The organism is Pseudomonas sp. N2-3-1-14, from assembly GCF_041228395.1.
Classification (GTDB): Bacteria; Pseudomonadota; Gammaproteobacteria; order Pseudomonadales; family Pseudomonadaceae; genus Aquipseudomonas.
The window spans coordinates 1,575,600-1,588,069 of sequence record NZ_CP166199.1 but is presented as its reverse complement, the minus strand read 5'-3'; the positions used below and the strand labels follow the sequence as shown (position 1 = coordinate 1,588,069).

14 protein-coding genes are annotated in these 12,470 nt (G+C 60.8%); 6 read left to right on the top strand and 8 right to left on the bottom strand.

Going from position 1 to position 12,470, the window contains the following annotated elements; translation table 11 throughout:
• Nucleotides 1-2 precede the first annotated feature (2 nt).
• The 5 genes from pcaF to pcaR form a co-directional block, all read right to left on the bottom strand.
• The gene (gene pcaF / locus AB5I78_RS07305) at nt 3-1,205 is read right to left on the bottom strand and encodes a 3-oxoadipyl-CoA thiolase (RefSeq protein ID WP_262209292.1); all 1,203 of its coding nucleotides are present in this window, start codon (nt 1,203-1,205) and stop codon (nt 3-5) included.
• The gene (locus AB5I78_RS07300; protein WP_242194199.1) at nt 1,202-1,984 is read right to left on the bottom strand and encodes a CoA-transferase subunit beta; all 783 of its coding nucleotides are present in this window, start codon (nt 1,982-1,984) and stop codon (nt 1,202-1,204) included. The genes pcaF and AB5I78_RS07300 overlap by 4 nt, the downstream gene beginning before the upstream one ends.
• Nucleotides 1,981-2,838 carry a CoA transferase subunit A gene (locus AB5I78_RS07295; RefSeq protein ID WP_242194203.1) on the bottom strand — a complete coding sequence of 286 codons (858 nt, stop codon included), beginning with the start codon at nt 2,836-2,838 and terminating at the stop codon, nt 1,981-1,983. Before AB5I78_RS07295 ends, AB5I78_RS07300 begins: the two co-directional genes overlap by 4 nt.
• Nucleotides 2,839-3,139: 301 nt before the next feature.
• Nucleotides 3,140-4,480: an MFS transporter gene (locus AB5I78_RS07290; RefSeq protein ID WP_242194206.1), complete on the bottom strand. Its 1,341-nt coding sequence runs from the start codon at nt 4,478-4,480 to the stop codon at nt 3,140-3,142.
• Between the two features lie 145 nt (nt 4,481-4,625).
• Entirely contained in the window at nt 4,626-5,468 is an 843-nt protein-coding gene (pcaR, locus tag AB5I78_RS07285) for a pca regulon transcriptional regulator PcaR (RefSeq protein ID WP_145162733.1), read from the bottom strand.
• On the opposite strand from pcaR, the gene AB5I78_RS07280 reads away from it, so the two are divergent.
• The 3 genes from AB5I78_RS07280 (at nt 5,457) to AB5I78_RS07270 (ending at nt 8,034) form a co-directional block, all read left to right on the top strand.
• Nucleotides 5,457-5,765 (top strand): hypothetical protein, encoded by a 309-nt coding sequence (locus AB5I78_RS07280; protein ID WP_369300756.1) that lies wholly within the window; start codon nt 5,457-5,459, stop codon nt 5,763-5,765. The two genes, pcaR and AB5I78_RS07280, sit on opposite strands and share 12 nt — an antisense overlap.
• Nucleotides 5,766-6,035: 270 nt before the next feature.
• On the top strand, nt 6,036-6,236 hold the full coding sequence (locus tag AB5I78_RS07275; protein ID WP_057701255.1) for a hypothetical protein: 201 nt from the start codon (nt 6,036-6,038) through the stop codon (nt 6,234-6,236).
• Nucleotides 6,237-6,558: 322 nt separating this feature from the next.
• Nucleotides 6,559-8,034, top strand: a complete 1,476-nt coding sequence (locus tag AB5I78_RS07270) for an inorganic phosphate transporter (protein WP_200623568.1) — start codon at nt 6,559-6,561, stop codon at nt 8,032-8,034.
• A 722-nt stretch (nt 8,035-8,756) separates the two neighbouring features.
• On the opposite strand, the gene ccoM is transcribed toward AB5I78_RS07270, so the two are convergent.
• Both ccoM and AB5I78_RS07260 read right to left on the bottom strand, forming a co-directional pair.
• A complete protein-coding gene (gene ccoM / locus AB5I78_RS07265; RefSeq protein ID WP_017137226.1) occupies nt 8,757-8,873 on the bottom strand; it encodes a cytochrome c oxidase subunit CcoM in 117 nt (38 codons plus the stop codon).
• 143 nt (nt 8,874-9,016) lie between these two features.
• On the bottom strand, nt 9,017-9,211 hold the full coding sequence (locus tag AB5I78_RS07260) for a hypothetical protein (RefSeq protein ID WP_145162038.1): 195 nt from the start codon (nt 9,209-9,211) through the stop codon (nt 9,017-9,019).
• 100 nt (nt 9,212-9,311) lie between these two features.
• Between AB5I78_RS07260 and AB5I78_RS07255 the strand changes: the two genes are divergently transcribed.
• The 3 genes from AB5I78_RS07255 (at nt 9,312) to AB5I78_RS07245 (ending at nt 11,924) form a co-directional block, all read left to right on the top strand.
• On the top strand, nt 9,312-10,184 hold the full coding sequence (locus AB5I78_RS07255; RefSeq protein ID WP_369300757.1) for a LysR substrate-binding domain-containing protein: 873 nt from the start codon (nt 9,312-9,314) through the stop codon (nt 10,182-10,184).
• Between the two features lie 91 nt (nt 10,185-10,275).
• Nucleotides 10,276-10,746, top strand: coding sequence for a RidA family protein (locus AB5I78_RS07250; RefSeq protein WP_145162032.1), 471 nt, complete (start codon nt 10,276-10,278; stop codon nt 10,744-10,746).
• Complete coding sequence (locus tag AB5I78_RS07245; RefSeq protein ID WP_369300759.1) at nt 10,743-11,924, top strand: aminotransferase class V-fold PLP-dependent enzyme; 1,182 nt, start codon at nt 10,743-10,745, stop codon at nt 11,922-11,924. Before AB5I78_RS07250 ends, AB5I78_RS07245 begins: the two co-directional genes overlap by 4 nt.
• Here the strand turns inward: AB5I78_RS07245 and AB5I78_RS07240 are convergent.
• Entirely contained in the window at nt 11,921-12,262 is a 342-nt protein-coding gene (locus tag AB5I78_RS07240) for an aspartate-semialdehyde dehydrogenase (protein ID WP_145162025.1), read from the bottom strand. The two genes, AB5I78_RS07245 and AB5I78_RS07240, sit on opposite strands and share 4 nt — an antisense overlap.
• Between the last annotated feature and the right edge of the window lie 208 nt (nt 12,263-12,470).

Sequence of the window (12,470 nt, the reverse complement as noted above, 5' to 3'; positions counted from 1 at the left end):
TATTAAACGCGTTCAATCGCCAGGGCCAAACCCTGGCCGACGCCCACACACATAGTGGCCAGGCCTTTGCGGCCGCCGGTTTTTTCCAACTGGTGCAACGCCGTCAACACCAACCGCGCGCCGCTCATGCCCAGCGGGTGGCCGAGGGCAATGGCGCCGCCGTTCGGGTTCACCTGCGGGGCGTCGTCGGCGATGCCCAACTCACGCAGCACCGCCAGGCCTTGGCTGGCGAAGGCTTCGTTGAGTTCGATGACGTCAAAGTCGGTGACCGCAAGGCCCAGGCGCTCCACCAGTTTGCGCACCGCCGGCACCGGGCCGATGCCCATCACACGCGGTGCGACACCGGCACTGGCCATGCCCAACACACGGGCGCGGGCGGTGAGGCCATGTTTTTTCACGGCCTCGGCCGAGGCCAGAATCAGCGCCGCTGCGCCGTCATTCACACCCGAGGCGTTGCCGGCGGTGACGGTCTTGTCCGGGCCATTGACTGGCTTGAGTTTGGCCAGGGCTTCCAGGGTTGTGTCCCGTGGATGCTCATCCTGCTCGACCACGGTCTCGCCCTTTTTATGCGCGACGCGCACCGGCACGATTTCTTCAGCGAAAAACCCGGCGGCTTGCGCAGCGGCGGTACGTTGCTGGCTGCGCAGGGCAAAAGCGTCCTGATCGGCGCGGGACACGTTGTAGTCGTCGGCGACGTTATCGGCGGTCTGCGGCATCGCGTCCACACCGTACTGGGCCTTCATCAACGGGTTGATAAAACGCCAGCCGATGGTGGTGTCTTCAAGCTTCATGTTGCGTGAAAACGCCGCATCAGCCTTGCCCATCACGAAGGGTGCACGGGACATCGACTCAACGCCGCCGGCAATCGCCAGCTCCATTTCGCCGCTGGCGATGGCACGGAATGCCGTGCCAATCGCGTCCATGCCCGAGGCGCACAAACGGTTGAGGGTCACGCCGGGAATGCTCTGCGGCAGGCCCGCCAACAGCAGGGCCATGCGCGCGACGTTGCGGTTGTCCTCGCCGGCCTGGTTGGCACAACCGAGAAACACTTCATCCACCGCCGCCCACTCAACCTGAGGGTTGCGCTCGATCAGCGCCTTGATCGGCAAGGCCGCCAAGTCATCGGCACGCACCGTGGACAAACCACCGCCAAAGCGGCCGATGGGCGTACGAATGGCATCACAGATAAACACGTCACGCATCAGGCTTCTCCTGGCGCTTGGCCATGGGCGGCGGCAGTGCGGGCTTCGAGATCACGCAGGGCCTTCAGTTCGATGTCAGTCGGTGCGTCGGTGGTGCTCACCTGATCGGCAAACCGAATCGCCCAACCGGTGGCCGCGACCACTTGTTCGCGGGTGACGCCGGGGTGCAGCGCGGTGACCACAAATTCATGGCTGCCCTCTTCCGGCTCCATGATGCACAGGTCGGTAATAATCCCTACAGGGCCGGCGCCTGGCAGACCCAGGCGTTTACGTGAGTCGCCGCCTTCGCCGTGGCCGACGGAGGTGATGAAGTCCAGCTTGTCGACAAACGACCGCGCCGACTGCTTGAGGATGATCAGCACGCTCTTGGCCGAGCCGGCAATCTCCGGCGCGCCACCAGCACCCGGCAGGCGCACTTTGGGCTGGTGGTAATCGCCGACCACGGTGGTGTTGATATTGCCGAATCGGTCGACCTGGGCCGCGCCGAGAAAACCGACGTCGATGCGCCCGCCTTGCAGCCAGTAGCGGAAAATCTCGCCGGTCGGCACCACGGTGTCAGCGGTTTCTGCCAGTTCGCCGTCGCCGATGGACAGCGGCAAAACGCTGGGCTTGGCGCCAATCGGGCCCGATTCGTAGATCAGCACCACGTCGGGCGACGAGGTCAGGCGCGCCAGGTTGGCAGCCTTGGAAGGCAAGCCGATGCCGACGAAGCACACCGAGCCGTTCTTGAGGCGACGCGCGGCGGCGACGGTCATCATTTCGTTGGTCGAGTAAGCCATCACTTGGCCTCCTGCGCGGTGGCCAGCTTGGCCTGGAATTCACGGAAGTCGGCAGTGCCGTGGATGTATTCGTCGATCCAGGCGGTAAAGGTCCCACGATCGCGAGCGATCGGATCCCACGCCTGATAGAAGCGGTTATCACGCTCGTTGTAGCCGTGGGCGTAGGACGGATGCGCGCCCCCCGGTACGTGACACACCGCTGTCAGCGCCCAGGTCGGCAGCACGCAGCTGTTCATCGGCGCGTTCAGGTCGTCCACGATCTCTTCGACGGTGACGATGCAGCGCTTGGCCGCCAGGGCCGCTTCTTTCTGCACACCGAGAATGCCCCAGAGCAACACGTTGCCCTTGCGGTCAGCCTTCTGTGCATGGATCACGGTGACATCCGGGCGAACCGACGGCACCGCCGCCAGCACTTCGCCGGTGAACGGGCAGGTCACGGTTTTGATCAGCGGGTTGACCTTGGGCAAGTCAGAACCGGCGTAGGCGCGCAGCACCGCAAACGGCAGGCCGGATGCACCGGCGACGTAGGCATTGGCCAGGTCGGCGTGACTGTGTTCTTCGATCTCCAGAGGTTGCGGCCATTGCTTCTCGACCGCGTCGCGCAGGCGATGCAAGGAGCCTACGCCGGGGTTGCCGCCCCAGGAGAAAATCAACTTGCGGACGCAGCCGGCACCGATCAACTGGTCGTAGATCAGGTCAGGCGTCATACGCACCAGCGTCAGGTCTTTCTTGCCCTGACGAATGATTTCATGACCTGCTGCCGTAGGGATCAGGTGGGTGAAGCCTTCCAGTGCGACGGTATCGCCGTCATTCACGAATTGCTTCACCGCGTCGCGCAGCGCAAGGATTTCAGCCATGGGGTTCGGGCTCCCGGTGTTGATCGAAAAAGGCGCTGAGGTGGCGCCCAAGTGCCTGAAGATTAAGCCGGGCAAAGGGGTCGAACAATCCGATAATCGACTCAGCGTTCGATTATCGAACGGATTGTTGTCTAGCTAATCTTTCGTGCAAAGCAGCCAGTTCAGCTGCCCAACTGTCAATGTGGGAGCTGGCTTGCCTGCGATTGCATCAGCTCGATTTGCCTGCTGGACCGAGTCGTCTGCATCGCAGGCAAGCCAGCTCCCACATCGCCTCGTGGCTGCTACAAAATCGTGTCAGACCTCAGGTCGCGTCCGCATGGCTGACCATGCCCTTGATGACCACAGCGGCCGTGGCCAATGCCGCCGGAATCACCAGCGCCGTCAGCACCTGCTCGAAGTTCCAGCCCAACCCCAGCAAGGTTGCGCCCATCCACGCACCGAGGATCGCGCCGAAGCGGCCGATGCCGAGCATCCACGACACGCCGGTAGCGCGGCCTTGGGTCGGGTAGAAGCGTGCGGCCAGTGACGGCATCGCCGATTGCGCACCGTTGACGCACATCCCGGCAACCAGCACCAAGGTGGCCAGCAACGTGATATTGCCCAGGCTCTGCCCCACCGCGTAGGCGAACACCCCTGCCAGCAGGTAGAAAGTGCCGATGACCTTGTGCGGATTGAACCGGTCCATCGCCCAGCCCACGCCGACCGCACTCAACACGCCACCAAACTGGAAGAGCGCGCCGATAAACGCCGCCTGTTCCATGCTGGCGCCGCTGTCGCGCATCAGGGTCGGCAGCCAACTGGTCAGCAGGTACACGATCACCAGGCCCATAAAGTAGGTGAGCCACAGCAACAAGGTGCCGGCGCTGTAAGTGCCAGAGAAGATCACCGCGAACACGTTGCGCGCCTTGACGGTTTTTTGTTCGGGCACGCTGAAGCTGGTGGCGTGGGCGACGAGGTTGGGCTCGATGGGTGACAAGGTCTTGCGCACCTTGTCGGTGCCGCGATTGCGCACCACGAGGTAGCGCGCCGATTCCGGCAGCCACACCAACAGCACCACCGCCAGGATCAACGGCAGGATGCCGCCAATCATCAGCAAGCTGTGCCAGCCGAACGCTGGAATCAGCTTGGCCGAGATAAATCCGCCACCGGCCATGCCCAGGTTGAACCCACAGAACATGCTGGTGACCAGCAGCGACTTGTGACGCTCGGGCGTGTATTCGGAGAGCAGCGTGGTGGCATTCGGCATCCCCGCGCCCAGGCCCAACCCGGTGAGGAAACGCAACACCAGCAATTGGTCAACGTTAGTGCTGTAGGCCGAGGCCAGGCTGAACGCGCCAAACACCAGCACCGCACTCACCAACACCACTTTGCGCCCGAAGCGGTCGGCCAACGGGCCGGAGCCCAGCGCGCCGAACACCATGCCGATCAACGCGGCGCTCATCACCGGGCCGAGGCTGGCGCGGTCGATGCCCCAGTCCTGCGAGAGTGCGGGCGCGATAAAGCCCATGGCGGCGGTGTCGAGCCCGTCGAGGAAGACAATCAAGAAGCACAGGATCACCACGCGCCATTGATAGCGTGACAACGGCTGGGCATTGATAAAGGACTGCACGTCCAGGTTAGTACCGACAGAGGGCTGATTCATTATTGTTATTTCCACACCGATGGGCGGGCGAACGACCTGAGGTCGTCATTATTATTGGGCGGCGCTGACAGCGCTGCCGCACATTAATAAGCCAGGGGAAACACCGTCAATTGATCAAGCCGGGATCTGTGCGGTCATCGAACACTTAGGCAAACAGTTGCGCACTCAGCTCACGGCTGGCGCTGAGCATGCTGGGCAGGAAACGCTGCTCCAGCTCGCTGCGGCTGACCCGACCGGCGTGGGTACTCACGTTGAGCGCGGCCAGCACTTGGCCGGACGCGTCGTACACCGGCACGGCGATGGAACGCAGGCCCTGCTCCAACTCCTGGTCGACAATGCACCAGCCCTGCTGGCGTACTTGCTGCAGACATTCGAACAAGGCGTCGGGCGTGGTCAGGGTGCGGCTGGTCTTGGTTTGCAGGTCGGCGTGGTCGAGGTAGTCCTGCAGCGAAGCATCGTCGAGTGCCGCGAGCAGGATGCGGCCCATGGACGTGCAGTACGCCGGCAAGCGCCCGCCCACCGATAAGTCCACGGAAATCAGGCGCTGGGTGGTGGCGGAACGGGCGATATAGAGGATGTCGTCGCCCTCCAGCGTCGCCATGTTGCAGGCTTCATGCAGTTGCTCGCTCATGCGATCGAGGTAAGGCTGAGCCGACACCGCCAGTGGCGTAGAGGATAAATAGGCGTGCCCCAGGGTCAGGACTTTGGGCAACAGTGAATAGGTACGCCCGTCGGTGGTGGCGTAGCCGAGCTTGATCAACGTGTGCAGGCAACGGCGCACGGCGGCGCGGGGGATTTCGGTGCGGTGGCTGATCTGGGCGATGGTCAGGTGGCGCTTGCGCTCCTGGAAGGCTTGCACCACGGCCAGGCCACGGGCCAGGGAAGTCATGAAGTCCGGATCACCGGTAAACGCCTGGATGCGCTTGGCCGGGGACGCCACGATCGGCGGCGCCACTGACGCGAAGGAGTTGCGCAATTGATCGTTCATTTCAGGGTCCTTTCTCTTATTTTCAACCGCTGGGAGGGTTGGCCGCTATTACAAGCCGCGCTGGCCAGTATGCACAAGGCGGGGTCAGTAACTTTGGGCGATTATCGGACGATCATGCGATTATCGCAATTTTCCGGCCGCGCAATGGCGCTCAACGAACCAGCACACTTCACGGAAGTGCCGAAGGAATCGCTTAAGTTTGAGCAACCATCCGCCATTTATAAAAGTGCAGAACGTCGACACGTTTTTTCGAAAAGACTGACACCTGTATGTAACAAAACCCTCACGCAACGTTGACGCTTTTTAACTTCACGACGATAGTGTTATTCAAATACGTCGCTATAATGCAACCTGTGCAGAGGTCGGCCCGGTAACAATAATCGGGATTGGAGCTCGCCAGGCTTTGCAGCGTTCGAGCATCGCCGGTCACACGTATCCGCTTAAACGTTTGCCCCTTGTGCTTCTTTCAAACTTGAACAGTTCGCCTGTTCAACTTGAAACAGCCCGAGAACGACTTTCAAGCGCGGCGCTGCACATTCAATACACTCAACTCATTTAGGTAAGACTGTGACGAAAGACGAACTGCGCGCGGAACTTGAGCGCCAGGAGCAACGTTACAAGGACGTTTACGGCGGGGAAATCACCACTTACGCCGCCCAGCCTGAGCCCGAGCGCAAGCCCTGGCGCAAACGCGCCAGTTTGCTCGATCAGGCATTTGCCCAGGAAATCCAAAAGATTGAACAGGAACTCAAAACCGAAGAGCCATAAGCACTTGGATTTGAGCTTCAAGGTTTTGCCACCGCCGCTGGCGCATTGCCAGCGGCGGGCAACCTGATTTAATCAGGCTCCTACAGCCTTGAACGAAATTTCGTACAAATGTTTCAAATGTGACAATTCGGTCAAAAAAACCCCGCGTTTTCGCCCCCAGCTTTATAAATCAAAGACTTGCCAAAGCCCCGAAAACCTTGGGATGCGCACCTCTGCCCGGTTTTTTTTCAATGAAGATTGTTACCGATGAGCAGCTAGTGCATCGATTACTGAGGTTTTCTGGCATAATCGCGCCCCCTTACGACCGGGTCAGAAAACCTTCATGATCGATTTATTCAGCGGACTGGATGCGTGGGTTCTAGTGAGCCTATTGCTCGCCCTGGCCTTTGTCCTCGCCTTCGAGTTCATCAATGGCTTTCATGACACTGCTAACGCGGTGGCCACAGTCATCTATACCAAAGCCATGCCGCCGCACCTGGCCGTGTTCTTCTCCGGGGTGTTCAACTTCCTCGGCGTGTTGCTCGGTGGTGTCGGTGTCGCGTACGCCATCGTGCATTTGCTGCCGGTGGAGTTGCTGATCAATGTGAACACCGGCCATGGTCTGGCTATGGTCTTCTCCTTGCTGGCAGCGGCGATCACCTGGAACCTGGGCACCTGGTACTTCGGTATTCCGGCCTCCAGTTCCCACACCCTGATCGGCTCGATCCTGGGTGTCGGCCTGGCCAATGCCCTGATCAACGATATCCCGTTGGCTGATGGTGTGAACTGGCAGAAAGCGATCGATATCGGCGCGTCTCTGGTGTTCTCGCCGATGGCCGGTTTCCTGGTCGCAGCCCTGGTGCTGCTCGGCCTGAAATGGTGGCGCCCGCTGTCGAAGATGCACAAGACCCCGGACCAGCGCCGCAAGCTTGACGACAAGAAACACCCGCCGTTCTGGAACCGCCTGGTGCTGGTGATTTCCGCGATGGCCGTAAGCTTCGTGCACGGCTCCAACGATGGTCAGAAAGGTATCGGCCTGATCATGCTGGTGCTGATCGGTATCGTGCCGGCGCAGTTCGTACTCGACCTGGGCAGCACCACCTACCAGATCGAGCGCACCCGTGACGCCACCGTGCACTTGAGCCAGTTCTACCAGCGTAACAACGCCACCCTCGGCGAGTTTCTGGCGCTGGGCAAAAGCGTGAAGGATGACCTGCCGGGCAAGTTCCAGTGCAACCCGCAGCAGACCGAGCCCACCATCAGCGCGCTGATGGACACCTTGAAGGGTGTCTCGGACTACCACTCGCTGACCTCCGAGCACCGTATCGAAGTGCGCCGCTACCTGCTGTGCCTGGACGACACCGCGAAGAAAGTCGGCAAGCTGCCGGGCCTGGATGCGCGTGAGAAGTCCGACCTGGACAAGCTGCGTAAAGACCTGACGGCCACGACCGAGTACGCGCCGTTCTGGGTGATCCTGGCAGTGGCACTGGCTTTGGGCCTGGGCACTATGGTGGGTTGGAAGCGTGTGGTGCTGACCATCGGTGAGAAGATCGGCAAGCAGGGCATGACGTATGCCCAGGGCATGTCGGCGCAGATCACCACGGCGAGCATGATTGGCCTGGCCAACATCTTTAGCCTGCCGGTTTCGACTACCCACGTGTTGTCGTCCGGTGTCGCCGGGACCATGGTCGCCAATAAAAGCGGCCTGCAGGGTGGTACGGTGAAGACCATTCTGATGGCTTGGGTGTTGACCTTGCCAGCGACGGTGGGCTTGTCGGCCGGGTTGTTCTGGTTGGCGTCCAAGGCGTTGGGTAGTTGATAGGCTACTAGGCTGCGGCTGATATAAAGAAGGCGCGATCTCTGATGGGGGTCGCGCCTTTTTTTTGGGCTGGGGTTTAGTGTGTATATCCGTTGCTGCGGTGATGGCTGCAATGGGTTCCGCCCTTACGGCGGGTCACTTTTGAAAAGAGCCCAAAAGTAACCAAAAGGCTCTTGCCCCACCACTCGGCACCTCGCTCACGCTTCGGTGTGCCTGACAGCCGACCTGATTCTGGAACCTGAACTCAATCAAATGTGGGAGCTGGCTTGCCTGCGATGGCATCAACTGGGTGTCACTGATAGACCGAGGTGCCTGCATCGCAGGCAAGCCAGCTCCCACAGAAAAGCAAAAGCAGTGCGATGCTGGCAGCTGAACTCGGTCAACTTGTGGGAGCGGGCTTGCTCGCGAAGGCGGTGTGCCAGTGACATATGAGCTGACTGACACACCGCATTCGCGAGCAAGCCCGCTCCCACATTTGGCTCTCTGTGCTTCAGACAGAAATGTGTTGCTGTGCTTTTGATCCGCTTTTGCCTATACCACTCAGGTCGGCTACTAGGCCGCCGCGCTCTGCTTTTGATCTTGATCTGACAGGCCCCGTTAACCACGCTGGCAGAACGCAGGGTTGACCGCAGCAACGGATATACACCCTAAAACCGCAGCCAAAAAAAAGGGCGACCGAAGTCGCCCAAAATGCCTTGCGTGCTCATATAACCCAGAAGAACTTACGGTTCTTTACGCTTATTAGCGTCCTTCCAGATAAAAATTCCAAATCCTACAAAAAACAACACCATGAGGCTGACAGTCAACACTCCGGCAAACACCACATTATCGAAAAACATGACCGGCCTCCTGCACGTGCCCTGTTGCGATAGGACTAAGTTAATGGAGAAGGCGGATGGGAAAATTGACGGAGATCAATGTCGCCCGCAACGGGGCGTAAAGAAGGGTAATAACTGACCTGCATCAACAGATGCAGGTTGTTTCAACGTTTTTTCGGCTTGTTCTTCGACTTTTTCTTAACTTTGCCAAGTGGCATCGCTTGCTCAAACGCCTGGCGCACTTCATTCAGGCGCTTGTCGTTAAGGTCATGCACGCGTTTGGCGCGTTCGGCATTCAGGTCAATCAGCTTGTCGTCATCACTCATGGCTTGGCTTACGTCGTGGCGGGAATGGCTCAATAATGCGGCCTCCCCCGCCCAACGGCAAATCAGCGGGCGACAAAATGCAGGGCATCGCTCAAAATCGGCCCTTTCCACTCGACCCCGGAGGCGCACTCAGGTGGCACTGCACAAGGACCTTCCGCCGCTGCTGGCCCTGCGCGCCTTCGAAGCCGTCGCGCGGAACTTGAGTTTCATCAAGGCGGCGAACGAGCTGTCGGTCACCCAAAGTGCCTTGAGCCACCAGGTGCACAAACTCGAACAGCATTTGGGCAAACCGCTGTTTATCCGACGCACCCGCGCGATTGACCTGACCGCCGACGGCCAACGTTACTACGCCGAAATCCGCCCCGCCCTCGACGCCATCGCCGCCGCCACGCGCAGCCAAAAAACAGTGCCCACTACCACGGTGCTACGCGTCGGCCTGCTGGCATCCTTCGCCACCCTGTGGCTGGCCCCACGCCTGGCTGGTTTTCTCAACCGTTACCCGCATATCCAGGTCGAGTTGCTGCCGGCGATTCAATTGGCCAACGTCGCTGCGGCCGAAGTGGATCTGGCCATCCGCTATGGCAAAGGCGATTGGCCGGACGTACAAGCCACCCGCCTGATGCCCGAAGTGATCTCGCCGGTGTGCAGCCCGGCCTTCAAGGCCGGCCCACTGCACAACGGCGCGTTATTGATGGCCACCTCGCACCGGCCCTTCGAATGGACGGATTGGTCCGCGCATTATCACGTCGACCTCGAGCACCACCCCCGCGTGATGCTGCACGACTACAACATCGTGGTCGAAGCGGCTGTGGCCGGCCAGGGCATCGCCATGGGCCGGCACCGCTTGATCGAGCGCAAGCTGCAGGACGGCAGCCTGGTGGAAGCCTTCGACTGGCCGCCCTATCACAGCGAAATCGGCTACTGGCTGATCGCGCCCCAAGGCCCCGCCAGCGACGCGGCCGAATGCTTCAGCCAGTGGTTGAAGAACGCCTGCCGCGACGCGTGAGTTTTTTCGATACGTCAGGTGAGATCTATCCGTTTGTCGCCCGACGGCCCAGCCAACATGCTGAAACCTTCTTGCCCTTAGAGGATTCAACATGCGCGACTCCCTTCGCCAACGCGTGCAAGCCCTTGGCCTGACGCTGCCAACGCCCAGCCAGCCGGCGGCCAACTACATCAGCCATGTGATCAGCCAGAACCAGCTGTTTATCTCTGGGCAAATTCCCATGATCGATGGCAAACCCGCCTACATCGGCCGGTTAGGCGAAACCCTCAGCGATGAAGAAGGCGCCCAGGCGGCAGAGTTGGCGGCGCTGGGCCTGTTGGGGCAATTGAGCGATGCCGTCGGTGATGACCTGTCGCGCGTGGTGCGCATTCTGCGCCTGGGTGTATTCATTGCCAGCAGCGGCGACTTCCAGCGCCAAAGCGTGGTCGCCAACGGCGCATCGAACCTGGTGGTCAACGCCCTGGGTGACAAAGGCCGGCATGTGCGGACTGCCGTCGGGGTTTCCAGCTTGCCGGCCGGCGTGGCGGTGGAGGTTGATGCGATTTTCGAGTTGCAGCCGTGAGCCCGCTCGAAGTTCAGCAGCTGCGCGACGCAACACCCGGCTGCCAGTCGGGCATCGTGCACTTTAACCACGCGGGTGCCTCGCTGCCCAGCCAGGCCACGCTGGACGCAATCATCGACCAGTTGCAACGCGAAGCCCGCGACGGCCCGATGGAGGCCGGCGAGCAGGGTGAAGTGCTGGTAGAAAAAGCCCGGCGCGCAGCCGCGCAATTGCTCAATGCGCCGACCTCGTCGATCGCATTTGCCAGCAGCGGCTCAAGCGCCTGGAGCATGGCCTTCCAGGCCCTGGGCCCATGGCAACCTGGGGAGCGCATTCTGGTCGGTCGCCACGAATGGGGCGGCAACCTGGCGAGCATGCAACAGGCGGTGCAAGCCGGCGCACGGATAGAAGTCATTCCCAGCGATGAAACCGGCGCAGTCTGCCCGGTGGCGCTGGAGTCGATGATTGATACCTGGGTCAAGCTGATCGACTTGACCTGGTTGCCGGCCAACGGCGGCCTGATCAACCCAGCCCAGGCGATCGGCGCAGTGGCCAGGCGCCACGCCATTCCCTATTTCATCGATGCCGGCCAAGCGGTCGGCCAACTGCCGGTGGATGTGCAGGCGCTGCACTGCGATGTGCTCAAGTCGGCCGGCCGCAAACACCTGCGTGGGCCCCGCGGCACGGCGTTACTGTATGTGCGACCGGATTTTCTCTCGCAGCTCAATCCCGCCCAGCGCGATGTGTTTTCCGCACCCTGGACCGCCGAAGGCTTCGACCTGCGCGATGACGCCCGGCGTTTTGAAACCAGCGAGGTATCTTTTGCCTTGTTGGCTGGCTTGGGCAATGCGTTGCAGGAGGTGAATCGACTGGGCGTGAAGCACACGTGGGAAAGGGTCTTACAACTCAGTGAGCGAATCCGTGAAGCATTGCGTCAGCTGCCGGGGGTCTCCCTGCACGACCTGGGCACGGCGCACTCAGGACTGATCGCCTTCAACCTCGCAGGCTGGGACGCCTTCGAGCTCAAACGCCGCCTGGGGTTGAAACGAATCAACATCGGCGCAAATGGTGTGGCCTACACGCCGCTGGACATGCAGGCGCGAGGGCTGACGAGCGTTGCGCGGGTGTCGGTCAGCCCGCTCAACACCGAACATGACATTGAACGGCTGATCACCGCGCTACGCGAATTGCGTGACTAAACCTCGACGTCCACCCACAGGCCCTGGCGCGGCGCATCTTCGATCAGCGGCACCACTGGCACGGTGTTGTCGGCGTTGAGCACATCGCCGGGGATCGCCAGGTGCGCTTCGGGGTCTTCGTCGGCTTCACGCCGGCGCTTCTGCTGTTCCTGCTGACGGCGTTGTTCCTCGCGCAGCAGCAAGGTTGACTGCTCGGCATCGCCCTTTTTCAGGTCGATCGTGCTTTCGTTGGAGCCCGCTTGCACTGGCACCACGGGCGGGATATCCGGCTTCTGACGCACCGGGTCAAGTTGTGACGTGACCGGCACAACGCTGACGGGCAGCATGGGTGGCAGCATAATAATTATTCTCCTGATCAACAGGCTGTCGGCGGGTTGCAGGGCGACTTGAGCTCAAGCTCGCCAAGCTGTGACCCAGTCGACACTCGCAAGTGCCCGCCACCCGTCGATCCAGCTTTCGAACCCGCGCGTTAACGGAGTAGTTTTTGTCAGAGTCCTTTGGCTGAGGGCCTTGTTCCGTTAAGATAGTCGGCTTTTTCACGGCGGG

Bases quoted from the DNA above. Each gene is read 5' to 3' on its own strand.
- AB5I78_RS07295 (WP_242194203.1), bottom strand. From the start codon at position 2,838: ATGGCTGAAATCCTTGCGCTGCGCGACGCGGTGAAGCAATTCGTGAAT.
- AB5I78_RS07240 (WP_145162025.1), bottom strand. From the start codon at position 12,262: ATGCTGCCACCCATGCTGCCCGTCAGCGTTGTGCCGGTCACGTCACAA.
- ccoM (WP_017137226.1), bottom strand. From the start codon at position 8,873: ATGTTTTTCGATAATGTGGTGTTTGCCGGAGTGTTGACTGTCAGCCTC.
- AB5I78_RS07270 (WP_200623568.1), top strand. From the start codon at position 6,559: ATGATCGATTTATTCAGCGGACTGGATGCGTGGGTTCTAGTGAGCCTA.
- AB5I78_RS07250 (WP_145162032.1), top strand. From the start codon at position 10,276: ATGCGCGACTCCCTTCGCCAACGCGTGCAAGCCCTTGGCCTGACGCTG.
- AB5I78_RS07290 (WP_242194206.1), bottom strand. From the start codon at position 4,480: ATGAATCAGCCCTCTGTCGGTACTAACCTGGACGTGCAGTCCTTTATC.
- pcaR (WP_145162733.1), bottom strand. From the start codon at position 5,468: ATGAACGATCAATTGCGCAACTCCTTCGCGTCAGTGGCGCCGCCGATC.